This is a genomic window from Pseudomonas sp. B6(2017), assembly GCF_002112765.1.
Taxonomy (GTDB): domain Bacteria; phylum Pseudomonadota; class Gammaproteobacteria; order Pseudomonadales; family Pseudomonadaceae; genus Aquipseudomonas; species Aquipseudomonas piscis.
This window is the reverse complement of the sequence record NZ_NEIQ01000026.1, coordinates 54630-77259: the sequence shown is the minus strand read 5'-3', so window position 1 is coordinate 77259 and position 22630 is coordinate 54630. Positions and strand designations below refer to the sequence as shown.

18 protein-coding genes are annotated in these 22630 nt (G+C 63.8%); 7 read left to right on the top strand and 11 right to left on the bottom strand.

Annotated features, from left to right (window positions below; translation table 11 throughout):
* Positions 1-76: 76 nt before the first annotated feature.
* Positions 77-1729, bottom strand: coding sequence for a cyclic peptide export ABC transporter (locus tag CAG11_RS30855; protein ID WP_085600141.1), 1653 nt, complete (start codon positions 1727-1729; stop codon positions 77-79).
* 205 nt (positions 1730-1934) lie between these two features.
* On the opposite strand from CAG11_RS30855, the gene CAG11_RS30850 reads away from it, so the two are divergent.
* Positions 1935-2762 carry a N(5)-hydroxyornithine transformylase PvdF gene (locus tag CAG11_RS30850; protein WP_068582731.1) on the top strand — a complete coding sequence of 276 codons (828 nt, stop codon included), beginning with the start codon at positions 1935-1937 and terminating at the stop codon, positions 2760-2762.
* A gap of 191 nt (positions 2763-2953) precedes the next feature.
* Here the strand turns inward: CAG11_RS30850 and CAG11_RS30845 are convergent, their stop codons facing one another.
* From CAG11_RS30845 to pvdM, 3 genes are read right to left on the bottom strand one after another with little or no spacing between them, the layout of a single operon-like run.
* Positions 2954-3844 carry a formylglycine-generating enzyme family protein gene (locus CAG11_RS30845; RefSeq protein ID WP_085600139.1) on the bottom strand — a complete coding sequence of 297 codons (891 nt, stop codon included), beginning with the start codon at positions 3842-3844 and terminating at the stop codon, positions 2954-2956.
* Positions 3845-3881: 37 nt separating this feature from the next.
* Positions 3882-5174, bottom strand: a complete 1293-nt coding sequence (locus tag CAG11_RS30840) for an aminotransferase class V-fold PLP-dependent enzyme (RefSeq protein WP_085600137.1) — start codon at positions 5172-5174, stop codon at positions 3882-3884.
* A 31-nt stretch (positions 5175-5205) separates the two neighbouring features.
* A complete protein-coding gene (gene pvdM, locus CAG11_RS30835) occupies positions 5206-6555 on the bottom strand; it encodes a pyoverdine-tailoring dipeptidase-like protein PvdM (RefSeq protein WP_085600135.1) in 1350 nt (449 codons plus the stop codon).
* Between the two features lie 173 nt (positions 6556-6728).
* Here pvdM and CAG11_RS30830 point away from each other — a divergent pair, with 173 nt between their 5' ends.
* Positions 6729-8360 (top strand): twin-arginine translocation signal domain-containing protein, encoded by a 1632-nt coding sequence (locus CAG11_RS30830; RefSeq protein ID WP_085600133.1) that lies wholly within the window; start codon positions 6729-6731, stop codon positions 8358-8360.
* Positions 8361-8396: 36 nt separating this feature from the next.
* Here CAG11_RS30830 and CAG11_RS30825 read toward each other — a convergent pair whose 3' ends face one another.
* The 5 genes from CAG11_RS30825 to CAG11_RS30805 form a co-directional block, all read right to left on the bottom strand.
* Entirely contained in the window at positions 8397-8822 is a 426-nt protein-coding gene (locus CAG11_RS30825) for an SMI1/KNR4 family protein (protein WP_085600131.1), read from the bottom strand.
* 27 nt (positions 8823-8849) lie between these two features.
* Positions 8850-9149 (bottom strand): DUF3349 domain-containing protein, encoded by a 300-nt coding sequence (locus CAG11_RS30820; RefSeq protein WP_085600129.1) that lies wholly within the window; start codon positions 9147-9149, stop codon positions 8850-8852.
* A 119-nt stretch (positions 9150-9268) separates the two neighbouring features.
* Entirely contained in the window at positions 9269-10678 is a 1410-nt protein-coding gene (locus CAG11_RS30815; protein ID WP_085600127.1) for an efflux transporter outer membrane subunit, read from the bottom strand.
* Between the two features lie 7 nt (positions 10679-10685).
* On the bottom strand, positions 10686-12659 hold the full coding sequence (locus CAG11_RS30810) for a MacB family efflux pump subunit (RefSeq protein WP_085600125.1): 1974 nt from the start codon (positions 12657-12659) through the stop codon (positions 10686-10688).
* Positions 12660-13832 carry an efflux RND transporter periplasmic adaptor subunit gene (locus CAG11_RS30805; RefSeq protein WP_085600123.1) on the bottom strand — a complete coding sequence of 391 codons (1173 nt, stop codon included), beginning with the start codon at positions 13830-13832 and terminating at the stop codon, positions 12660-12662. It lies immediately after the preceding gene.
* Positions 13833-14154: 322 nt separating this feature from the next.
* Here CAG11_RS30805 and CAG11_RS30800 point away from each other — a divergent pair, with 322 nt between their 5' ends.
* From CAG11_RS30800 to CAG11_RS30780, 5 genes are all read left to right on the top strand, one after another.
* Complete coding sequence (locus CAG11_RS30800) at positions 14155-14637, top strand: sigma-70 family RNA polymerase sigma factor (protein WP_177409198.1); 483 nt, start codon at positions 14155-14157, stop codon at positions 14635-14637.
* Between the two features lie 149 nt (positions 14638-14786).
* Positions 14787-16124, top strand: coding sequence for a lysine N(6)-hydroxylase/L-ornithine N(5)-oxygenase family protein (locus CAG11_RS30795; RefSeq protein WP_031320204.1), 1338 nt, complete (start codon positions 14787-14789; stop codon positions 16122-16124).
* A 678-nt stretch (positions 16125-16802) separates the two neighbouring features.
* Positions 16803-19565 (top strand): magnesium-translocating P-type ATPase, encoded by a 2763-nt coding sequence (gene mgtA, locus CAG11_RS30790; RefSeq protein ID WP_085600121.1) that lies wholly within the window; start codon positions 16803-16805, stop codon positions 19563-19565.
* Positions 19566-19662: 97 nt separating this feature from the next.
* Positions 19663-20379 (top strand): MgtC/SapB family protein, encoded by a 717-nt coding sequence (locus tag CAG11_RS30785; RefSeq protein WP_053137281.1) that lies wholly within the window; start codon positions 19663-19665, stop codon positions 20377-20379.
* Positions 20380-20707: 328 nt separating this feature from the next.
* Positions 20708-21064, top strand: a complete 357-nt coding sequence (locus CAG11_RS30780) for a response regulator (RefSeq protein WP_306310251.1) — start codon at positions 20708-20710, stop codon at positions 21062-21064.
* 1 nt (position 21065) lies between these two features.
* Here the strand turns inward: CAG11_RS30780 and CAG11_RS30775 are convergent, their stop codons facing one another.
* Both CAG11_RS30775 and CAG11_RS30770 read right to left on the bottom strand, forming a co-directional pair.
* Positions 21066-21605, bottom strand: a complete 540-nt coding sequence (locus CAG11_RS30775; RefSeq protein ID WP_085600117.1) for a PaaI family thioesterase — start codon at positions 21603-21605, stop codon at positions 21066-21068.
* A 103-nt stretch (positions 21606-21708) separates the two neighbouring features.
* Positions 21709-22617, bottom strand: a complete 909-nt coding sequence (locus CAG11_RS30770; protein WP_085600115.1) for a LysR substrate-binding domain-containing protein — start codon at positions 22615-22617, stop codon at positions 21709-21711.
* Positions 22618-22630: the final 13 nt, after the last annotated feature.

The following is a 22630-nucleotide window of genomic DNA, read 5'->3' as shown; positions in this document are numbered from 1 at the left end:
GTTATAGGTATTTATTGCGGTTAATTCTCATTACCACTGGTAAGACGTTCCTCCTTGAACAAACCGGAAAAAAAACTCAGGCCGGTTCCATTTCGTGTACGACCTTGCCGGCGCGCAGGCGCACCAGTTGGTCGGCGATGTCGAAATAACGGTCGTCGTGGCTGATCACGATGATGGTCTTGCCCAGGCGCTTGAGGTCGGGCAGCAGCTCGGTATAGAAAATCCGCCGGAAGGCCGGGTCCTGGTCGGCGGCCCATTCGTCGAACACCAGCACCGGTCGTTCTTCCAGCCAGGCGTTGACCAGGGCCAGGCGCTTGCGCTGGCCGGTGGACAGGTCGGTGGTGGTGAACGCGCCATCCTTGACACTGACCTTGTGGGCGATCTCCAGGCGATCCAGATACTGGGTGGCGACGTCCAGCGATTTGCCGGCATTGCCCTGGACCAGATCGTCGAACAGGTAGTAGTCGGCAAACACCGTGGTGAACAGTTGCCGGTAGTCGTCCCGGGCCTGGTCGGTCACGGTTTCGCCGTTGAGGCGGATCTCCCCGGACTGGGGCTGGTACAGGCCCAGCAGCAATTTGATCAGGGTGGTCTTGCCACAACCGTTCTCGCCGACGATGAACACGATGTCGCCCTGCTTGATGTTCAGGTTGATCGGTCCCAGGTGGAACGGTTCGCTGCCCTCGACCGCTGGAGGGCTGTAGCGCACCTCGCGCAGTTCCAGGCTGTGCACCACCGCTTGCGGCGCTTCGCTGTCGTCCATCAGCAGGTGCGGTTCGGGGGAGGAGAAACGCTCGGACAACTCGCTGATGCGGGCGAAAGCAATCTTCGCCTTGCCGACGATAGGCAGGTAACCGACCACATGTTCAAGTGGCCCCTTCATGTACAGCAGCACCAGTACGAAGCCGGTGATGACTGCGGGGTCCGGGTTCGGGTAGTAGGCCTGCATCGCCAGGGCCAGTCCGATGACCACGAAGAACAGCATCGAACCGAAGCTCTTGGCCAGGATGTAGATGTTCACCGAGCGCACCTGGATATCGCTGATGCGGTCCGCGGTCTCCTGGATCCGGTGGGTGTTCATGCGGAAACGCCGTGGTCGGTGGATGCGCAGTTCCTTGGCGCCCGAAGCAATGGCGTTGTAATACCGCTGTAGCTCATCCTCGTGATCACGCGCCTCATCAAAACCCTTGATGCCCTTACCACCCGCCACCAGTTGCACGCTGGTGCCGATGATGATGGCCACCACCATCATCAGGAACATCGGTACCGACAGGTAGGCCAGGTAGCCCAGGCAGCCCAGGGTGACCGTGGCGGCGATGGCCAGGGGAGTGAAGGCGAAGGAAAAGTCGCTGATGGTATCGACGTCGTGGGTCAGCACCGGAATCAAGCGGTGAGAGCGGTAGCGCTCGATCTGGGTGATGGGGGCCGAGAGCACCTTCTCGCCCAGGTCCTTGCGCAGGGCGGCGATGATCCTCTGGCCCACGTAGTTGGTACCGACGTCCGAGACGATTGAACTGACCAGGGCCAATGCGCAGAGTGCGGCGAAGGTCAGGACCACGCCCTGGGTCATGCCGCCGTCCGAGTGCAGGGCGTTGTTGATGGTGGCCAATAGCAGGGTGATGGCCAGGCCGCCGGCCATGCCCAGGGCAACGGAAACCAGCACTATGCTGCGAAAGGGCCTGAGCAATGCGAGCAGGCCTTTGAAGGCGCCGCGCTTGGGGTCGGTCATAAGTACTTCCCAGAGAGTGGATAGAGGGTCGGGGCACACGGACCCTTACCCCTGAACAAACGAAGCGTCGCGGCGACTATTTAGCTTTGCCGGCCACCACCGGGCGCAGGCGTCCCGGATAAATTGCCCGGAGCCTGGTTCGTTCTTGTTCTGTGGGCGCACGTGTATCGACGCAGTGCCTGATCCATTGAGCGAGAGCGAACGAATGACGAAGAAGAATCTGGTGTATGTCTGGTCCCTGCGAAACGCCGCGGCCGACAAGGCGGGGCAGCCGGTGGCCTACAAGGACCACGAGCGCTACATGAAGTCGGTGCTGGAGTCGCTGGTGGAGGCGTTGAACCAGACTCCTCTGGGCGAGGCCTACAACCTGGTGGGCGTGGTCTACGACGATGACGAGCAATCGCCACGGGACCAGAAGCTGGTGAGCGACTACGGTTTTGCCTACCAGCCGGGGCGCCAGTGGTTATATCCGGCGGACCTCGCCGTGCAGGGGCGCTTGGTCAACGACCTGCTGCTGAGCGTGCCATCCACCTACCGTCGCCATCCACGCGGCAGCGCCGAGCACATCGCTGGCAAGCAGGATTTCGAACGTCGCCTGTACGACACCCTGGTGGAGCTCAAGGCCGATATTGTGGTGCTGGACGGCTTGCTGGTGATCCTCGACGAGCTGGTGCGCCCGGGTGCGCCGTTCGCCCGGCGGATCATGAACATCCATCCGGGTATCACTCGTATCGAGTCGCCCTATGAGCGCCGCGGTGCCTACGCCACCTGGAATGCCTTGTATGGCGCCCGGGGCGAGAAGGTGGTGGATTGGGCGACCCGGGAGACCGTGCCAACCGAACCGCTGTATCTGACCGGGGCTTCCTTCCACTACGTGGACAACGGTATCGACTCCGGCGAGGTATTCCACGACGTGCTCAATACCGAGATTTCCCCCGAAGACACCATCCTCGAATTGCGCTGGAACAACTTCAACAACAGCCTGTTCCCGGCCTTGCACGAGGGACTGGCGTTGTTGGCCAAACAGCCCTGAGTTGGCTTGCGGCGCGGCATGGCAGGCTTGTCCTGTAGCCGCTGTCGCAGGCTGCGACCAGCTGCACAGCAGCCGTAGGCAGAGGGTGTGGGGCCAGGCTATTGGTGCCGTCAGGGTTGACGGCCTTTGTGGTGGGCCTCGTAGCCTGCGGTAGCGGCTACACCGGTTGCGGTGTAGCCGACAGGAGAGGATTAGAGGACGCGTACCACGCGAAAACCGATCCAGTCGCCGCGGGTTTGCGGGTAGATATTGTTGCGGTTGCCCGAGCGGGAGAACACCGGGGCCTCGCCCCAATCGTTGCCGCGCAGTTGCAGCGATTCACAACCCGGATCGACCCAGGCGCTGCCGTCGGTGGGGGCGCCTACGTAGTTGGGGTGTTCACAATCGGCGATCCATTCATAGACGTTGCCGTGCATGTCGTACATGCCGAAGGCGTTGGCCGGGTAGCTGCCTGCCGGCGAGGTATAGCTGTAGCCGTCTGCCGGACCGTAGGTATTGGCATGCTTGGCGATGCTGTATTCCTTGCCTTCATCGAAGGGGAAGGGAAAGGGGCCGGTGGAGCCGGCGCGCGCCGCATATTCGCGCTGGGCTTCGCTGACCATCTGGTATTGGTGGCCGGTCTTCTTCGACAGCCAGGCCACGTAGGCCTGCACCTCGGCAAAGTTCATGCAAACCGCCGGCTGGCGCGGCCCCTGGGGGTAGCGCGGCTTGCTGGCGATGCATTCACGCCCGGGGCGGGTGTCGCCATCGGGGATCTTGACCCCGGTCTGGCGGATGTAGCTGTCCCACTCCGCAGCGGTGATCTGGAAGCGGCTCATGGCAAAGGGCTTGGCGAAGGTCACTTCGTGCATTGGGCCTTCATCGGGCTCGCGGCCGACCTCGTCGTCCGGGGTGCCCATGATGAATTTGCCGGCTGGCAGCACCACCATTTCCGGGCAGTCCTTGCAGTCCTTGAAGACTTTGCCCGGTTGCGGTTCGCCGGCTTGGGCGGTGCCCGGAAGGAGGCCGGCCAGCAGGGCGCCCAAGGCCAGGGTAGCGAGTGCCTTGAACGGCGGTCGGGAGGAACTCTGGTCTGAATTCATGAGTGTTCTCGATCAGGGTTGGAGGAGGTGCAGCGGCTCAGAGCCGCTTGGCCAGCAGTTTCATGAAGCGCTCGATTTCACCTTCGTTGTTGAGCAGGCCGGGAGCAGTGCGCACCACTGGGCCGACATCGCGGTCCACGGCGTCGACCACGACCCGGTTCTGCATCAGGTAGGCCGCCACCTGGTCGCAGTCCTGGCCCTTGACCCGGAAGAAGGTGAAGCCTGCCGACAGGCTCGGGTCCAGCGGGGTGACCAGCTCGATCCCGGAATGGGCCTGCAGGCGCTGCTTGAGCTCGCTGTTGAGCTGGTGGATGCGTGTCTCGACCTTGGCCTTGCCCAGTTGCAGGTGCAGTTTGAAGGCTTCGTCCGCAGCCCAGCGATGCTCGAAGGCGTGGTAGCCGCCCGGGGTCATCGAGGTAGCGAAGTTGCGGTCCTCGGAGAAGGTCGGGATGGTCGGGGTCAGGTCCTGGAGCTTTTCCGAGCGGGCGCAGATGATCCCGGTGCCGCGAGGGCCGAACATCCATTTGTGGGTGCCGGCGATGAAGTAGTCGCAATGCATCTGCGGGAAGTCCAGATTGTCCACGCCGAAACCGTGCACGCCGTCGACCACGTAGATGATCCGGTCCTTCTCGTCGCGGTCTCGGTTGAGCTCGTCCACCAGTTGACCGATGGCTCCGATCGGCAGTTTCACGCCGCTGCCCGACTGCACCCAGGTCATGCCCAGCACTCGGGTATTGGGGCGGATGGCGCGTTTGATGGAGTCCAGCACTTCGGCGCTGGAAACCTGGCTGGAGTTTTCGAACAGCTTGATCTTGCGGACCTGGGTGCCTTGCTTGCGCATCCGGAAGTCCAGGCTGAACTCGGTGGCGTAGTGTTCATGCACCGTGGTCAGGATTTCCTGGTCCGGGCGGACGTGCAGGCCACCGTAGATCATTGCCAGGCCTTCGCTGGTGCTGCCGGTGAGGGCGATCTGTTCGGGCTTGGCTTGCAGGTAGCGGCCGGCCCACAGGCGTACCTGGGCTTCGCGTTTCCAGGTTTCCTGCAGGTCCCAGTCCATGGCCAGGCCCGGATTGCGGTCGATTTGCGCGCGATAGCGCTCGATGGCCTCTTGCACCGGCCTGGGATGGGTGGTTACCAGGAAGTTGGCGAAGTGGATGTAGTCCGGGTCCTGGGTGAACAGTTGGCGCAGCTCGGGCCAGGAGGCGATGGGCTGCGAGGAAGCGGTTCTGGTTGCGGTCGACAGGGCAGGCTGGGTGGCGGCGCCTGCCGCCATGGGCAGGCCCACGGCGAGGATCCCGGCCTGCTTGAGAAAACTACGACGGTCGGTCATGAAGACAATTCACTTCTAGGCAGATAAGGACTTAACGAGTAGCGACGGGCTTGGCAGATTTTTGCACCTGGTCCCAGACCCGCAGGAAGTTGCCACCCCAGAGCTTGGCGATATCGGCCTCGCTGTAGCCGCGTTGCAGTAGCTCGGCGGTGATGTTGCGGCCCTCGCTGACGTCCTTCCAGCCGTCCAGGCCGCCGCCATCGTTGAAGTCCGAACTGATGCCTACGTGGTCGATGCCAACCTTCTTCACGGCGTAGTCGATGGCATCGCCGAAGTCCTTGAGGGTGGCCTTGGGTTCTGTCTCGAGAATGCCGTACAGGGCGCTGGCGTATTCGCCAAAGCGCTGTGGCGGCCACACGGTGATGATCGGGTCGCCGGGCATCAGGGCCATTTCCAGGCCGGTCAGTGGCTGCAGGTCGAAGCGCGCCCGCAGGGCATTGAGCTTGTCCCGGGTGGGCTGGCTCAGAGGGCGGATGTAGGCGCCGAAACCGACGATCTGCACCACGCCGCCGCTGTTCTTGATCAGCTGCATTTCCTTGTCGCTGAGGTTGCGCGGGATGTCCACCAGGGCCCGGGGGGCGGAGTGGGAGGCGACGAAGGGCGCGCGGCTCAGCTGGCTGACCTGCTCCAGGGCCTTGGTCGACATCTGCGAGACGTCGATGATCACCCCCAGGTCGTTGAGGCGGTGCACCGCCTGCTTGCCCAGCTCGGACAGGCCGCCGAGGGCGTCCGGGGTGTCGTTGAAGAACGGTAGCGGCCGGGATGAGTCCGACCAGGCATTGTTGCCCACGTAGCTGAAGCCGAACATGCGCATGCCGCGAGCGGTCCAGTGGTCCAGCTGGTCGAGGTCGGTACCCAGGGGGTAGGCGTTGAGCATGCTGAGGAATATGGCGAACTTGCCTTCGCCGTGCAGCCGACGGAAATCATCCGGGGTATAGGCGATGGCGACCTGGTTGGGGAAGTCGCGGACCATGCCGGTGAGGATCTTGTAGCGGGCCTCCTGCTCGTTGCGCGCGGCGTCGACGAAACCGTCGGTGGGGCGATGCGGTGCGTTCGGGCCGTTCCAGATTTCCGGCCAGCCGAAGATCGTCAGGGCGGCGCCCGAGAGTCGCCCGCGCCCGGCCTTGGCCAGGTCGAACTGACCGGAGCCGTCCTTGTCCGCCTCGTTGCCGGTACTGCCGAAGTCCAGTGGTACGGTCACATGGCTGTCGAAGGAAATAATCCGCTCTTGCAGCTCCTCTGCCTGTTTCATCACCTTGACCGGGTAGCCGGGGTTGTCCCTGAACCAATAGTCCCAGGCCAGGAAGCCGGCGCCGGCACCAATCGCCAGGGCCAGTGGCAGGCCAATGTAGAGAGCCTTCTTCGAACGTGGTTTAGTCATTGCCATCTCAGTCGGATTCGCCATCAGGGTGCAGGCACAGGAGCCTTTGCTATCTGGGGAGAACGAGCGGCGGCGGGGGAAATTTAACGTGGTGGCGCGGCCGGTAAATTTCCCCCGGCAGCAAACGTCCTTGCTTGGATAAAGCCTGCTTCATGGCTGACACAGGTAGGGCAATGACGATTTCTCGACGAGGGTTCATGGCTGGCTTGGCGCTGACTGGCGCTGCGGTGCCGGCGGCGCTTTACGTGCATCGTGAGTTGACGCGTGAAGAAGAATTTCCGATCACCCCCGGCGAAGCGGCGGTGGAGCTGGCGGATACCGCCGGGCAGCGCCTGGCGGACCAACTGCGAGGTATCTGGAGCATTCGCTTCGAGGGCGCTGACGCTGGCCTGGAAGGCCTGCCATCCCGGAATCTGGAGCTGTTCATCGACGTCGCCCAGCGCGGGCGTGGCTTGCGCGGCTACCTGGATACCGCCGAGGGGCTGCGAGGGCCGGGCGAGCCGCGCTACCAAGTGGTGGGCGACCTGGTCAGTCCGCAACCCGGGCAAATGTACTGGCGCCTGATTCGCTCCGATGCTCTGGATGGTGCTGCCAGCTACGAGTTCAGCATGACCCTGGATGAGGTCTGGGCTGATTTCGGCAACGCCGGCAGCGGCACCCTCAGTGGCCGGGTCGAGCGATTGGACCGGCCGCTGATGCTGGTTGCCCAGGACAATCGCTTCGTAGCCACCAAGCACCTGTTCCCCGAAGCCCGGCAACGTATCGCGCTCAACTCGACCCTGATGACCTGGCTGATATCCCCCGAACATCGGCTGTTCCACCAGCTGTGGCATGCCACCCGGGACAAGTGGCATCGATTGACCGAGGAAAAACGTGAGGCCCTGCGTGGTATCGGCTGGCAGCCAGGCCCCAGGGACAAGGAGCGTGATGCCCGTGGCCCGAAGAAGGATCGCAATGGTTCGGGGATCGATTTCTTCTTCATGCACCGGCACATGCTCGGTACTGCGCGGTCCATGCAGGACTTGCCGTCCTGGCAGCACTTTCCCCTGCCGCAGCCGGAGTTGTTGCGCGATCGCCTGGGCTTCGCTCGTTACTTCGACAATCACGATGGCGGTTCCCTGCCGCCCTGCTGGTTGGCCCAGGACGATGACGAATACAGCCAGTGGGTCAGCGATATCAAGGCCACCGAGACCTACCAGGGCAACTTCCTGGTCTGGGAGTCGCAATATCGCGACCCGCGCTACCTGGCGAAGCTGACCCTCGGCCAGTTCGGCTCGGAGATCGAGCTGGGCCTGCACGATTGGTTGCACATGCGCTGGGCGTCGGTGCCGCGTGATCCTTCCAGTGGCGTACCGGTGCCCATGGCCCGCGATCCGGCGGACTTCTCCGCACGCTGGTACCAGTCGGAAAACGACTTCCTGGGAGACCCTTTCTCATCCCATGTCAGTCCGGTGTTCTGGCGTTTCCATGGCTGGATCGACGATCGCCTGGAAGACTGGTTCCGTGCCCACGAGCGCTTCCATCCTGGAGAGCTCGAACGCCTGGAGGTCAACGGCGTGCCCTGGTTCGCTCCCGGACGCTGGGTCGAGGTGGATGACCCGTGGCTGGGGCCGGTGACCCATGGTTGCAGCACCACGCCGGGATTGCAGGTGGGCAAGAGCGTGGAAATGGACCCGGAAACCATGAAGCTGGCCCTGCGCATCACCTTCATCGACGATGAAAAGCAGCTGGCCGACCTGTTCCGCAAGGTGCCGCGTCGCCCCTGGTATGCGCGGCACTTGAAGGTCAAGGAGCGGCTGTTCTAGCGGCAGGAGCCGCCTTGGTTCCGGGCGGCGCCACGTTCAGTTGGCAAGGGCCGTGGCGGCCAGGAAGCTGAACAGTCCTGGGTACTTGGTCTGTTGCCATTGTTCGAGGCCGTGGTCGAAAAACAGCACCTGCTCCAGGCATTGGCCGTTTTCTATCCCGAAGCCGTAGAAGTCGCCGCAGCCATTGTCTGAAAACAGCAAATGGCTGCTGCCGGCGCTGTTGTTTCTACCCAGGTTGAAATCGCTGGTTGGGTCCAGCGAATACACGATTCCCAAGGCAAAGTAACCGCCGCCATAGGTCTTGAGGAAATGCCGGTATTGGCCAGCGAGCCGCAGCGCCATGGCCTTTTCAAATTCGATGATTGCAGCTTCGCTGGCGAGGCTGTCCGAGGGCAGTTCGAAGCAGATGGGGTTGGCCTTGCGCTGGTGGTCCAGCTGTTGCTTGAAGTGGTCGAAATCCATTGCTCGGTCCGTCGATGCGTCGGGTATTCAGTCGTCAGCCAGGAGCTTGGCGACGCCGTGGCGGTGCAGGTGGGTGTTCAGCGATGCGATCGCCTGCTGGCTGGGTTTGGCGAGGGTCACGGCCTGGTGGATGTCGTTCAGCACGAGTGCGGGGTCGCGCTGGGTCAGCTGCGCAACGACTTGCGCCAGGTTGCGATCGGAAAAGTGCTCATACAGGACGGCCAGCAGGGCGTGGTAGTCGGAGGGCGCGACACCGTCGGGGAAGGCCTCCTTCAACGCTGATACGGCTTCTGCCAATGGCTCGTCCAGCTCGGTTCTGCAGGGCATTGGTCGCTTTGCTCGGGGATGGGAGGGCGAACCGTCGATTCTAGGCGAACAACCGACCGGTTGTCCTGGCGGCTGGCGATGCACAAGGCTTGGCCAGCCGTCCAGGGGCTTTCGCAGGCTTAGCGCGTCGGTGCCGTGGATACCTGCCAGCCGCCCCCCAGCGCCTTGTACAGCGCGACGCTCGATTGCAATCGCGACAGGCGCAGTTGCACATTCTGGTCCTGTGCAGCGTAGAGGGTGCGCTGGGTGTCCAGGACCGATAGCAGGTCTGCGGCCCCGGCCTGGTAGCGACTCTGGGCGATATCGAACGCCCGTTGCGCCTGTTCCAGCTCCTCGCTCTGCCATTGCCGTTGCTGGTCCAGGCCGCGAATGTTGTTGAGGGCTTTTTCCACATCGGCGAAGCCGTTGATGATCGCCCCGCGATAGGTCTCCAGCAGCTCTTCCTGGCGTGCCGTGGCCCGGTCGCGTTCCGCGCCCAGGCGCCCGGCATTGAAGATCGGTGCAACCAGGCCGGAAGCCAGGTTGTAGAAGGGGTTGCGCAGGACGTCGTCGAACTTGTTGGCGCTCGAGCCCAGCCTTGCCGTCAGGGTCACGGTGGGCAGCATGGCGGCCCGGGCCACACTGACGTCGGCCTGGGCTGCCGCGAGCCGGACTTCGGCGCTGGCGATATCCGGGCGGCGGGTCAGCAGTTCGCTGGGGACTCCGGCATCGATGTCCGGCCAGGTCAGCTCGGCGAAAGGTTGTGCGTTCAGGGCCAGGCTCTGCACTGGCCGGCCGAGCAAGGTGGCGAGGGTGATCAGGGCTTCTTCGGCCTGCTGTTGCACCAGCGGTACTTGGCGTTGCTGGCTCGCCACCAGGCTCTTTTGCTGGGCCAGTTCCAGGGCCGTGGCCGAGCCTGAGTCGTAGCGGGTCTGGACCAGGCGCAGGACGCGCTGGGCGTTGGCCAGGTTGAGCTCGGCGATCCGCGTTTGTTCCCGTAGCGCAAGTAGTTGGGCGTAGTTGTTGGCCACGCCGCTGAGCAGGGTCAGCTCCACGGTGGCGCGGTCGAATTCGCTGGCCTGGGCGCCGAGCAGAGCGCTATCGCGGGCTGCGCGCCTGCCCCCCCAGAAGTCGACTTCGTAGGTGGCGCTGAGCCCGGCGTCGAACGTATTCGTGGTCTTGTCGCTGCTGGTGCTGTCTTGCTGGTTGCTGCCTTTGCCGCCCATGCGCTTTTGCCGGCTGGCATTGAAACTGCCTTCGACCGAGGGCAGGAGCGGGGCGCCGGCCACGATGGCGCTGGCCTGGGCCTGGCGGACCCGGGCCATGGCCGCTGCCAGGTCATGGCTGCCGGTTCGCGCTTCGGCGATCAGGCGGTCCAGTTCCGGGCTGCCGAAGCGGGCCCACCAGCGCGGGTCCTGTTGCTGGCCTTCGCGGTTGTTGGGGGCATGCCAGGCCGTTGGCGCTTGCAGGCCGCTGTCCGGGTGTGGAGTGGAGCTGCTGCAGGCCGCCAGCAAGATGCTGGTGGCAATCAGGGTCAGGGTGGTCTTCATCGATCGATCATTCACTGGTAAGGGCCGTGACCGGGTCGAGCCGGGCAGCTTTGCGGGCCGGCATGAAGCCGAAGACGACACCGGTGACCAGGGCGCAGGCGAAGGCGCCGAGTACCGCGGCCAGGGAAAATGCTACCGCCACTTCGCTGAGGATCAGCACGCCGCCGATGATCAGCGCTACGCCGATGCCGGTCAGTCCGCCGACCACCGAGAGCATCACCGCCTCGGTGAGGAACTGGCGCAGGATGTCCCGCTGGCGGGCGCCGGTGGCCATGCGGATGCCGATCTCGCGGGTACGCTCGCGCACGGTCATGAGCATGATGTTCATCACACCGATGCCGCCGACCAGCAGGGAGATGGCGGCGATGGCGCCGAGCATCAGCGACAGGGTGTTCTGGGTCCGGGCCTCGGCCTGGATCATCGCGGCGTTGTTGGTCAGTTCGTAGTCGCGTTTGCCGTGGTGCAGGCGCAGCATCAATTGGTCGATGGCTTGCTCGGTTTCCTTGACCTTGCTGGCATCGGCGGCGGCAATGGCGACGTATTCCGGGTTGCGGCTGCCGAACAGCCGGGTGCTGGCAGCGGAATAGGGCACGGCGATGCGATCGTCGCTGTCGCTATCTCCCGAGCTGGCGCCCTTGCCCACCAGTACGCCCACCACCTGGAAGGGAACGTTCTCGATCAGGATGTATTGGCCGATGGGGTTGGCCACATCCTTGAGCAGTTTTTCCCGCACCTTGTGGCCGATCACGGCCACGGCGGAGGCCGCGTGCTCGTCGGCGTCGCTGAAGTAACTGCCTTCGGCTACCGGCCAGTTGAAAATATGCGGAAAGTTGGTGTCGTTGCCGCCTACATAGGCCATGTAGTCACGGTTGCCGAAGCGCACGCCTGCCTCTGAGCCATTGACCGGCATGATGCGCTTGACCTGGGGCAGGGCGCCTACGGCGGCGACATCGTCCAGGGTAATGATCCCGGCGGGTGTCCGCGGGTTTGGCGAGTAGCCGCTGAGGTAGATGATGTTGGAGCCAAAGGCACCCATCTGTGCCATGACCTGGCGCTTGCTGCCTTCGCCCACGGCCAGCATCACCACTACCGAGGCCACGCCGATGATGATCCCCAGCAGGGTGAGGGCGGTGCGGAACCGATTGATCCACATCACTCGCCAGGCGGCTTGTACTGCTTCCACCAGCTCGCCTTTCCAGGCGCCGGTAGGTTCGCTGCCATCGGCCAGGCGCTGGCGCAGGTCCACGGCTTGCAGGGCGCCGATATTGGCAGTCGCCTGTACGCTAGGGTCGGTATCGGCGGTGTCGCTGATGATCTCGCCGTCGCGGATCTCGATGATGCGCTTGGCCCGGGCGGCCACTTCGCGGTCATGGGTAATGAGGATCACCACGTGACCCTGGCTGGCCAGTTCGTCCAGCAGGGCCATGACCTCGGCGCCGCTGTGGCTGTCCAGGGCGCCGGTGGGTTCGTCGGCGAGGATGATGTGGCCGCCGTTCATCAGCGCGCGGGCGATGGATACCCGTTGTTGCTGGCCACCGGAGAGTTGGTGCGGGCGGTTGCCGGTACGGCTGCCCAGGCCCAGGCGTTCCAGCAGGGCTGCAGCCCGCGCATGGCGCTCGGCGGCCGGGGTGCCGGCATAGATGGCCGGCATCTCGACGTTTTCCTGGGCCGAGCCCGAGGGGATCAGGTGGTAGCCCTGGAATACGAAACCGAAGGCTTCCCGGCGCAGCCAGGCCAGCGCGTCGCTGTCGAGGTGGGCGACGTTCTCACCGGCGAACAGGTACTCGCCGCAGGTTGGCCGATCCAGGCAGCCGAGGATGTTCATCAGGGTCGACTTGCCGGAGCCCGAGGCGCCGACGATGGCTACGAATTCCCCGGCATGGATCGACAGGTCGATGCCGCGCAGGACGTCGACCTGCGGACTGTCGCCACCACCGTAGGACTTGTGGATGTTCCGAAGGTCGATCAGGGGCGTCTGCATTCAACCTCCGCTGCTGTTGGCAGGGCCGATCAGCAGGTGATCACCTTCGTTCAGGCCATCGAGGATCTGCACCCGCAGGCGATCGCTGATACCGACCTTGACCTGGCGTTCGCTGACCGCGCCGTTCTCGGCCACCACCCGGGCAATCTGCTGGCCTGGCGCCGCGCCGTCCTGCAGGGCGGCGATGGGCGCGGTGAGTACGTCCTTGACCGAGTTGGCGACGAAGAACACCTGGGTGGTCATCTCCGCCATCAGCGCGTTGTCGGCGTTGTCCACATCCAGCAGCACGGTATAGAGCACCACCCGGCCGCTACCGCTCTTGCTGGTGCTGCTGGGACTGCCGCCCCCCTGGCTGGTCTCGTTAAGCGGCTTGGGCGGGATCGGCAGGATCTGCCGTACGGTACTGGTCCAGCGCCGGCCGCCGCCGCTCAGGGTGGTGAAGTAGGCGCTCATGCCGGGCTTCACATGGCCGATGTCGGCTTCCGAGACCTCGGCCCAGACCGTCATCGGCGACAGCTTGGCGATCCGCAGGATCAGCGGGGTCTGCTGCTGGGCGTTGAGGGTCTGGCCTTCGCGGGCATCCACCGCGACCACGGTGCCGGACATCGGCGCATAGATGCGGGTATAGCCCAGTTCGGCCTGGTCGCTGCGCAGGCTGGCCTGGGCCTGGCGGATCTGCGCCTTGAACATGTCGATCCGCGCCTGGGTGGCCTTGAGCTCGGCCTGGGCGGTTTGTACGTCCTCATCGCGGGTCGCCCCGCCGGCGGCGAGGTTCTGCTGGCGCTGGTACTTCTGCCGGGCCAGTTGGTTCTGGGCGTATTGCTCTTGCAACTGGGCCTGCAGGTTCTCGATGGCGAAGCGGCTGGCATCCAGCTTGGCTTGCTGGGTGGAGGGGTCGATTTCCACCAGCAGCTGGCCTTCCTTGACCGCATCGCCGGCTTCCACATGGATCTTGCGTATTTGTCCGGAGGCCTGGGCGCCGACATCCACATAGCGGCGCGGTTGCAAGGTGCCCAGGGCCGTGACGCTGCTTTCGATATCGCCCCGGCGCACTTGCACGGTGCTGAACTGGTCGCGCCCTGACGGAATGAACTTCCAGGCGACGATGGCGACGATGGGGATCACACAGAGTGCGGCAAGCAGGGCGCGTCGGGAATTTCGAGGACGTTTCATGCAGGGTTCCGGCCAAGAGGTATCGGCCCGTCGGCCAGCGCCGGCACAGGGAACAGGCTGACTGCTGGTTGCCAAGCAAACGGCAGGGACGGGGAGCTGTCAGGTAAACGAGAGGCCGCAGGGGGAATTTAACTGCCGACATATGGCGTTACAGCTGCCCGGATAGCGAAATAAACCCACTGCGGCCCTGCGGTACTTTAAATCTATATGAGAATTACTATAAATTACGCAGGGTCGAAACTGCCATCATTGAATCACCGGGCCAACCGGCTAACGTCGGTCTCGCTCAAGGAAATAACCGTCATGGGGGCGGTTGGGAGCCATGTTGGAAAGTTACTATCGCGAGCTGATGTGCTTCCTCCATGCCAAGCTGGGTAACCGCCAGGTGGCCGAGGATGTAGTGCACGACGCTTACGTCCGGGTGCTGGAGCGTTCCAGCGACACGCCCATCGAGCAGCCGCGGGCCTTCCTCTATCGCACGGCGCTGAACCTGGTGATCGATGGCCATCGGCGCAACGCCCTGCGCCAGTCCGAACCCCTGGAGGTGCTGGACAACGAGGAGCGCTACTTCAACCCATCGCCGCAAACCAGCCTGGACCAGGGCCAGCGCCTGGAGATGCTGCAACGGGCACTGACCGAGCTGCCCCGCCTGTGCCGCGAGAGCTTCCTGCTGCGCAAGCTCGAGGGCATGTCCCACCAACAGATCGCCGAACAGCTGGGAATTTCCCGCAGCCTGGTGGAAAAACACATCGTCAATGCGATGAAGCACTGCCGGGTTCGCCTGCGTCAGTGGGAGGCCCAATAGGCCAAGCGCAGTGCGTCTTATTTAGTTAAATTTTTTTTCACTGTCCTCGTCCCTACTCAACAGACGATCTGCTGACCTTTGCGGGCCAGTCGGGTCACCGTGACACTTTATCCCCCGCGTTGAGGCGGTTTATCCAGAGGACACTGGAAATGACACAGGCAATTGCATCGGCCCACGTTCACGATTTGATCGGTATCGGTTTCGGCCCCTCGAACCTGGCGCTGGCCATTGCGCTGGAAGAGCGCGGCCAGGAGCACGGTCCGCTGGACGCGCTGTACCTCGACAAACAAGCGGACTATCGCTGGCACGGCAACACCCTGGTGACCCAGAGCGAACTGCAGATTTCCTTCCTCAAGGACCTGGTGACCCTGCGCAACCCGACCAGTCCCTACTCCTTCGTCAACTACCTCAAGCACCACGGGCGCCTGGTGGACTTCATCAACCTGGGCACCTTCTATCCGTGCCGCATGGAGTTCAACGACTACCTGCGCTGGGTGGCCGGGCATTTCCAGGAGCACAGCCGCTACGGTGAAGAAGTGCTGGGCATCGAGCCTGTGCTGCACAACCAGCAGGTCGAGGCGCTGCGGGTGATCTCCCGCGATGCCCAGGGCGCCGAGCAGGTGCGCACCACCCGTTCGGTGGTGGTCAGCACCGGTGGCACGCCACGGGTTCCGGAGCTATTCAAGGGGCTCAAGGGCGATGCGCGGGTCTTCCATCATTCCCAATACCTGGAGCGCATGGCCCAACAGCCTTGCGTCAACGGCAAGCCGATGAACATCGCCATCATCGGTGGCGGGCAGAGCGCCGCGGAAGCCTTCATCGACCTCAACGACAGCTTCCCCTCGGTGCAGGCCGACATCATCATGCGCGGCTCGGCCCTCAAGCCGGCCGACGACAGCCCGTTCGTCAACGAAGTGTTCTCCCCGGCCTTCACCGACCTGGTGTTCCAGCAGAACGACAACGAGCGCGAGCGCCTGGTCAGCGAGTACCAGAACACCAACTACTCGGTGGTGGACATCGACCTGATCGAGCGCATCTACGGGATCTTCTATCGCCAGAAGGTCTCCGGCGTCCCGCGCCATGCGTTCCGTACCCTGACCACCGTCGAGAAGGCCACCGCCACTGACCTGGGCATCGAGCTGATCCTGCGCCATGGCGCCAGTGGCGAGCGTGAAGTGCGCCACTACGATGCCGTGGTCCTGGCCACCGGCTACGAGCGCAACCTGTACCGCGACCTGCTGGCGCCGCTGCAGGCCTACCTGGGTGACTTCGAAGTGGATCGCAACTACCGCCTGATCACCGACGAGCGCTGCAAGGCCGGTGTCTACCTGCAGGGCTTCAGCCAGGCCAGCCACGGCTTGAGCGATACCCTCTTGTCGGTACTGCCGATCCGCGCCCAGGAGATCGCCGATTCGCTGTACGAGCATGGCAAGACCCGCGGTCACAGCCGCTCGGTTCGCGACATGCTGCTGGCCACCGCCAGCTGACGCGCCGGCCGCTGCCGCAGCCCTGCGGTAGCGGCCGCCGAAGTCATGAAAGCTTCATGTTCCACTCCTTCCTGAACCTGCGCTGAAGAACTTTTCAATTCCCCCCGGCAAGGTTTTTTCCCAGGTTTACTCTATAAAACGTGCGGCGTAAGCTGCGCGCGTTTTCAATCAATGGAGGCCCAGTGTGGGTACTTGTTCGAGTGACAGGAGTCAGCCGGTCTCGATAACCGGCGCGGTCCCGGCAAGATAACGCGCAGCCTTGATTCCTGCCGTTGTCTCGCCATCCAGCGAGAGGCGGCGTCCCGGTCGCGACCCATCCTGGTCGCCCCGATTTCCCTTCTTGATGACTCCGATCGATGCCCGATCCGGCCTGGTGCCGTGTCGCGGCTGCTTCGACGCGCAGGTTCCATGGACCTGCGGGCCGGTCCTGCGTGGGCGTTCGACGCGCCCTGTGGCAGCTCCGGCGGTACCTGCCTGTGGCGTTTCCAGCGCCGTCCGTCCAGGGGAACAGCCATGGGATACACCCGTCAGCGTCAGCATCGCCAGCAACATCGCCTATCCCTGATGGGGCGATTGCTTCAGGCGTGAGCCCAATCCTGCCTTGTTCCATCTCCCTGACTGTTTCGTTTCAACGCGGCCGTTTTTATGTCATGCACCGGCCGTGCAGGAGTCATCATCATGAAGCTCACCCTGTTGAAAGAATTCTTCGCCGGTTTCCTGCGGACCCGGCATTTCGCCCGGCACTTCCGGCGCCTGGCCCTGCTGGAAAGCTTCAGCGACGCCAGTGTCAGTCGCGATGTCCCGCCAACCCTCGCACAAACCCTGGTCGCGGCGGCCAACAGCGACGCGACGCATCTGCTGGACCAGCTCGGCAGCCACACCGATGGCTTGAGTACCGAGGAAGCCGAGGCCCTGCGTGAGCGCCACGGCCTCAATGAAGTCGAGCACGAGCAGGCGCTGTCCTGGTGGACCCACCTGTGGCACTGCTACAAGAACCCCTTCAACCTGCTGCTGACCCTGTTGGCGGTGATCTCCTGGCTGACCGAGGACATGAAGGCGGCCACGGTGATCTTTTCCATGGTGGTGCTCTCGACCTTGCTGCGTTTCTGGCAGGAGGCCAAGTCGAACAAGGCCGCCGATGCCCTCAAGGCCATGGTCAGCAACACCGCCACCGTGATGCGGCCGGACTCGCCATCCCTGGCGCCGGCCACGCCCGGGCGCTTGCCGGCAGCCGTCGAGGTCGCAGGTGCGCGACGCATCGAGCTGCCCATCAAGCAGTTGGTGCCGGGGGACCTGATCGTGCTCTCGGCCGGCGACATGATTCCCGCCGACTGCCGGGTGATCAGTGCCAAGGACCTGTTCGTCAGCCAGGCGGCCATGACCGGTGAATCCATGCCCGTGGAGAAATTCCCGCGCCAGCAGGATGCCGATACCAGCAACCCCCTGGACCTGGACAACATCCTGTTCATGGGCACCAACGTGGTCTCCGGTTCCGCCACGGCGGTGATCCTGACCACCGGCAACAGCACCTACTTCGGCGCCCTGGCCCAGCGGGTGAGTGCCACCGACCGCGCGCCTACCTCGTTCCAGAACGGGGTCAACAAGGTCAGCTGGCTGTTGATCCGCTTCATGTTCGTCATGGCGCCGCTGGTGTTGTTCATCAACGGCTTCACCAAGGGCGACTGGATGGAGGCGCTGCTGTTCGCCCTGTCCATCGCCGTGGGCCTGACCCCGGAAATGCTGCCGATGATCGTCACCTCGACCCTGGCCAAGGGCGCGGTGTTCCTGTCGCGCAAGAAAGTCATCGTCAAGCGCCTGGATGCGATCCAGAACTTCGGCGCCATGGACGTGCTGTGCACCGACAAGACCGGCACCCTGACCCAGGACAAGATCTTCCTGGCGCGCCACGTGGACGTGTGGGGCGAGGAGTCCGACGACGTGCTGGAGATGGCCTACCTCAACAGCTACTACCAGACCGGGCTGAAGAACCTGCTGGACGTGGCGGTGCTCGAGCATGTCGAGATCCAGCGTGAACTGGCCGTCGGTACGGCGTTTCGCAAGGTCGATGAAATCCCCTTCGACTTCACCCGCCGGCGGATGTCGGTGGTGGTGGCGGAGCAGGGCCAGCCGCATTTGCTGATCTGCAAGGGGGCGGTGGAGGAAGTGCTGGCGGTATGCCGCAGCGTGCGTCATGGCGAGGCCGAGGAAGTCCTCAGCGAGGAACTGCTGGCACGGATCCGCCGGGTCACTGCCGATCTCAACGAAGAGGGCCTGCGGGTGGTAGCGGTAGCGGCCCGGCCCATGCTCGAAGGACGCGACACCTACAGCCTGGCCGATGAGCGTGAGCTGACCCTGATCGGCTACGTGGCCTTCCTCGATCCGCCCAAGGACAGCACCGCGCCGGCGCTCAAGGCCCTGGCCGAGCACGGCGTGGCGGTCAAGGTGCTGACTGGCGACAACGAGCTGGTGACTGCCAAGATCTGCCGTGAAGTGGGCCTGGAGCAACAGGGCCTGTTGATGGGCAACGACATCGAGCGCATGAGCGACGAGCAACTGGCCAAGGCGGTGGAGACCACCAATGTCTTCGCCAAGCTGACCCCGACCCACAAGGAGCGCATCGTCCGCCTGCTCAAGGCCAACGGGCACGTGGTGGGGTTCATGGGCGACGGCATCAACGACGCGCCGGCGCTGCGCACCGCCGACATCGGCATTTCGGTGGACAGTGCGGTGGATATCGCCAAGGAAGCGGCGGACATCATCCTCCTGGAAAAGAGCCTGATGGTGCTGGAGGAGGGCGTGCTGGAAGGACGGCGGACCTTCGCCAACATGCTCAAGTACATCAAGATGACCGCCAGCTCCAACTTCGGCAACGTGTTCTCGGTGCTGGTGGCCAGTGCCTTCATCCCGTTCCTGCCGATGTTGCCGATGCACCTGCTGGTACAGAACCTGTTGTACGACATTTCGCAGATCGCCATTCCCTTCGATAACGTCGACGACGAGATGCTCAAGCAGCCCCAGCGTTGGCAGCCGGCGGATGTCGGGCGTTTCATGGTGTTCTTCGGGCCCATCAGCTCGATCTTCGATATCACCACCTTCGCCCTGATGTGGCATGTATTCGGCGCCAGCACTCCAGAGCAGCAGACGTTGTTCCAGTCCGGCTGGTTCGTGGTGGGGCTGCTGACCCAGACCCTGATCGTGCACATGATCCGCACGCCGAAGATTCCGTTCCTGCAAAGCCGGGCGGCCATGCCGCTGATGGTCATGACCGGAATCATCATGGCCGTGGGCATCTTCCTGCCGATGGGGCCGCTGGCCCACTACTTCAAGCTGCAGGCCTTGCCACCACTGTATTTCCTGTACCTGCCGCTGATCCTCGTGGCCTACATGGCCCTGACCCAGGCGGTGAAGGGTTTCTACAGCCGGCGCTTCGGCTGGCAGTAACGGGCAGTACTGGCACGCGGCGGGTTTTCAGGGGGCGGTGGGCTGCCTGTAACCTGCCACGGCTAGCCTGCCGCAGGTCGCCAAGAGGATCTTCGCCATGCAAGCCTTGCACAACGTCAACCTGGACTCGCTGATCGATACCCTGGTCAGCCTTAGCGCAGCGTTCATCCTAGGTGGGCTGATCGGCTTCGAGCGCCAGTTCCGCCAACGCACCGCCGGGCTGCGCACCAACGTGCTGGTGGCGGTGGGGGCGGCGATCTTCGTCGACATGGCCAACCGCCTGGGTGGCGCCGAAGGGGCCGTGCGGGTAGTGGCCTATGTGGTCTCGGGGATCGGTTTCCTCGGCGCCGGGGTGATCATGCGCGAGGAGGGCAATGTGCGAGGGTTGAATACCGCCGCCACCCTCTGGGCCTCGGCGGCGGTGGGGGCTTGCGCGGGTGCCGACCTGATCCTCGAAGCCCTGCTCGGCACCTTGTTCGTGCTGGCGGCCAACACCCTCTTGCGGCCTATCGTCAACAACATCAACCGCCAGCCGCTGGATGTGATCTCCGCCGAGGTCACGAATATCGTCTACGTGATCGCCCATCGTTCCCGGCAGAAAGCCGTGTTCGCCCTGCTGGAGGCCGAGTTGGCGCGTTGCAACCATCCGGCCAGCGACGTCGACGTGCACGCCTTCGGCAGCGAGGAAGTGCAGATCGAGGCGACGCTCGCCAGTACCTCGGTGGACGGTGACGAGCTGGACGCGCTGGTGGCCCGGCTCTCGGGCTCGTCGTTGGTCCAGCAGGCGTTCTGGAGCCCCAGTACCACCGAGTGATGGCCAGCCCAGAGTCTTCGAAACAATTACCCTCAGACACCTTGCTGCCTTGAGTGTTGATCGCCGCTTAATGTGGTTCGCAGCCTTGCGCGGATCTGACGACGAACTGTCGTCTATTTCATCGGCACGTGCGCTGTGCCGATGGCAGGACCGAGCTGGAGCGGTTTCAGAACGATCTCATGGCAGGCCCTGGGATGCTTATTCCAGCCTTCTACCGATTCAGGAGGACAAGACCGGTTCCTGCCGGTCGCCACCCAGCAATAGGATCAGAAGAATGTCCAACAGAGCGCTGCGCATACTGATTGCCGACAATCAGCATTTTCAACGGATGCAAATCGAGAGAGCCCTCAACCAGCTGGGTTATTACCGTATCGCTCCCGTACACCGGCTCGAGGAGCTGCTGACCCTGGTGGAGTACTCCAGCGCTCCGTTCGACCTGGCGATCATCAGCGCTAGCTTCGATGTCGCGGACGGCTTCGACCTGCTGGCCTTCTGCATGGACAACCGGCAATTGCACCAGGTGCTGATCTACGATTGCCCGGGCTGGCCAGGAATCGCCAGCCACAGGCGCCAGAGCATCCATGTCAGCCAGGCGCAGTTGCCGGACCGCGAGGCGCTCGGGCAACTGATGCGGTTGATCGATCCAGCGGATTATCCAGCCCAGGCAGGCCCCTGTCCGCGGTAGCTCAATCCCTGGGCTGGAGGATCATGCAGGTGGTGCTGCCGGTGGCATACAGCCGGCCATCCACGTCATAGATCCGGCCCTCGGCCAGGGCCGTGCTGCGGCCCAGATGCACAATCTTGCCCTCGGCCCGCACCGGGCCGCTGTCCCCGGTCAAGGCCCTTACATAACTGATGCGCAGGTCCAGGGTGGTGTAGCCCTGGCCCTGTTGCAGGCGGGTGTGGATCGCACAACCCATGCATGAATCCAGCAAGGTGGCGGCGTAGCCTCCATGCACGGTGCCCAGTGGGTTGTAGTGGCGGTTATCCGGGGTGCCCTGGAACACGAACAGGCCATTGCCCCACTCGATAGGTATGAAATCCAGCAGGCTGCCGATGGGCGGTGAAGGCAGCTCGCCGTTGCCGATCCCGGCGAAGAACTGTTCCGGCGTGAGGGCGCTGACCTCGGCCAGGGACAGGCTCCCGGGGCCGGCCAGGCGCGCACGCATGGCTTGTTCCTGGGCTTGCCATTGGGCCAGGGTGGCTTCACGGGTTGGGCTGTGCATGGGCTTCTCCTCGGCTGGGCGACAGGGTTTGGGGAAAATATTATGGCTGGAATATTTTCTTGCCCAGTGCCATACCTGCCATGGATCAGCCGTTTCCCGCGTTTCAGGCCATGTCGCTGTGGCTGAACTCCTCGCCGAGAAAATCGATCAGGCTGCGCACCGAAGGCAGCAGGCCCCGGCGTGAAGGGAAGATGGCATGGACGATCCCGCAACGCGGCGCCCAGCCGGGAACCAGTTCATGCAGGCGCCCGGCCTCCAGGTCCTCGCGCACCACAACCCGGGGCAGGTGGGCGATGCCGATCCCGGCCAGCACCGCATGGCGCAGCGCGATCAAGTCGTCGGTGACCAGCCGTGGATGATGGCGGATCAGGGCCTCGGCCTCGTCCGGGCCCTGCAATTGCCATTGGTAGTCCCGTTGCCCCGCGCCCCAGTGCAGGCTCGGCAGGCCGCTGAGATCGGCCGGCGAGGGCGGGCTCGACAGCCGCTGGAGAAAGTCCGGGTGCCCCACCAGGCATTGGGTGCTGTTGCCCAGCACCTTCATCACCAGGTCGGTGCTTTCCAGTGGCGGGAAGCGCACCCGCAGGGCGATGTCGAACCCTTCGTGGATCAAGTCGACCCGGCGGTTGGTGCTCTCGATGAACAATTCCACCAAGGGGTACTTGAGCATGAAGCGGGTGAGCATCGGCCCGACCCAGGAGTTGAGCAGGGCGGTGGGGCAAGCCACCCGTACCAGCCCCTGGGGCTCGGAACGATTGCGCTCGATGACTTCCGCCGCGCCTTCGGCCTCGACCCGCATGGCCAGGCAACGCTGGTAGTACTCCTGGCCGATCTCGGTCAGCGAGCAGTGCCGGCTGGTGCGCTGGATCAGGCGTACGCCCAGGCGTTCCTCCAACTGGGCGATGCGCCGGCTGAGCTTGGACTTGGGCATGTCCAGGGCCCTTCCGGCGGCAGCGAAGCCGCGATGTTCCACTACCTGGGTGAAGTAGTAGAGGGTATTGAGGTCTTCCAAGATCGTTCTCCAAATA

Bases quoted from the DNA above. Each gene is read 5' to 3' on its own strand.
- CAG11_RS30810 (WP_085600125.1), bottom strand. From the start codon at position 12,659: ATGCAGACGCCCCTGATCGACCTTCGGAACATCCACAAGTCCTACGGT.
- CAG11_RS30800 (WP_177409198.1), top strand. From the start codon at position 14,155: ATGTTGGAAAGTTACTATCGCGAGCTGATGTGCTTCCTCCATGCCAAG.
- CAG11_RS30780 (WP_306310251.1), top strand. From the start codon at position 20,708: ATGCAAATCGAGAGAGCCCTCAACCAGCTGGGTTATTACCGTATCGCT.
- CAG11_RS30785 (WP_053137281.1), top strand. From the start codon at position 19,663: ATGCAAGCCTTGCACAACGTCAACCTGGACTCGCTGATCGATACCCTG.
- CAG11_RS30855 (WP_085600141.1), bottom strand. From the start codon at position 1,729: ATGACCGACCCCAAGCGCGGCGCCTTCAAAGGCCTGCTCGCATTGCTC.
- CAG11_RS30805 (WP_085600123.1), bottom strand. From the start codon at position 13,832: ATGAAACGTCCTCGAAATTCCCGACGCGCCCTGCTTGCCGCACTCTGT.
- CAG11_RS30815 (WP_085600127.1), bottom strand. From the start codon at position 10,678: ATGAAGACCACCCTGACCCTGATTGCCACCAGCATCTTGCTGGCGGCC.
- pvdM (WP_085600135.1), bottom strand. From the start codon at position 6,555: ATGACTAAACCACGTTCGAAGAAGGCTCTCTACATTGGCCTGCCACTG.
- CAG11_RS30830 (WP_085600133.1), top strand. From the start codon at position 6,729: ATGACGATTTCTCGACGAGGGTTCATGGCTGGCTTGGCGCTGACTGGC.
- CAG11_RS30820 (WP_085600129.1), bottom strand. From the start codon at position 9,149: ATGCCCTGCAGAACCGAGCTGGACGAGCCATTGGCAGAAGCCGTATCA.
- CAG11_RS30825 (WP_085600131.1), bottom strand. From the start codon at position 8,822: ATGGATTTCGACCACTTCAAGCAACAGCTGGACCACCAGCGCAAGGCC.
- CAG11_RS30775 (WP_085600117.1), bottom strand. From the start codon at position 21,605: ATGCACAGCCCAACCCGTGAAGCCACCCTGGCCCAATGGCAAGCCCAG.
- mgtA (WP_085600121.1), top strand. From the start codon at position 16,803: ATGAAGCTCACCCTGTTGAAAGAATTCTTCGCCGGTTTCCTGCGGACC.
- CAG11_RS30795 (WP_031320204.1), top strand. From the start codon at position 14,787: ATGACACAGGCAATTGCATCGGCCCACGTTCACGATTTGATCGGTATC.
- CAG11_RS30850 (WP_068582731.1), top strand. From the start codon at position 1,935: ATGACGAAGAAGAATCTGGTGTATGTCTGGTCCCTGCGAAACGCCGCG.
- CAG11_RS30840 (WP_085600137.1), bottom strand. From the start codon at position 5,174: ATGACCGACCGTCGTAGTTTTCTCAAGCAGGCCGGGATCCTCGCCGTG.
- CAG11_RS30845 (WP_085600139.1), bottom strand. From the start codon at position 3,844: ATGAATTCAGACCAGAGTTCCTCCCGACCGCCGTTCAAGGCACTCGCT.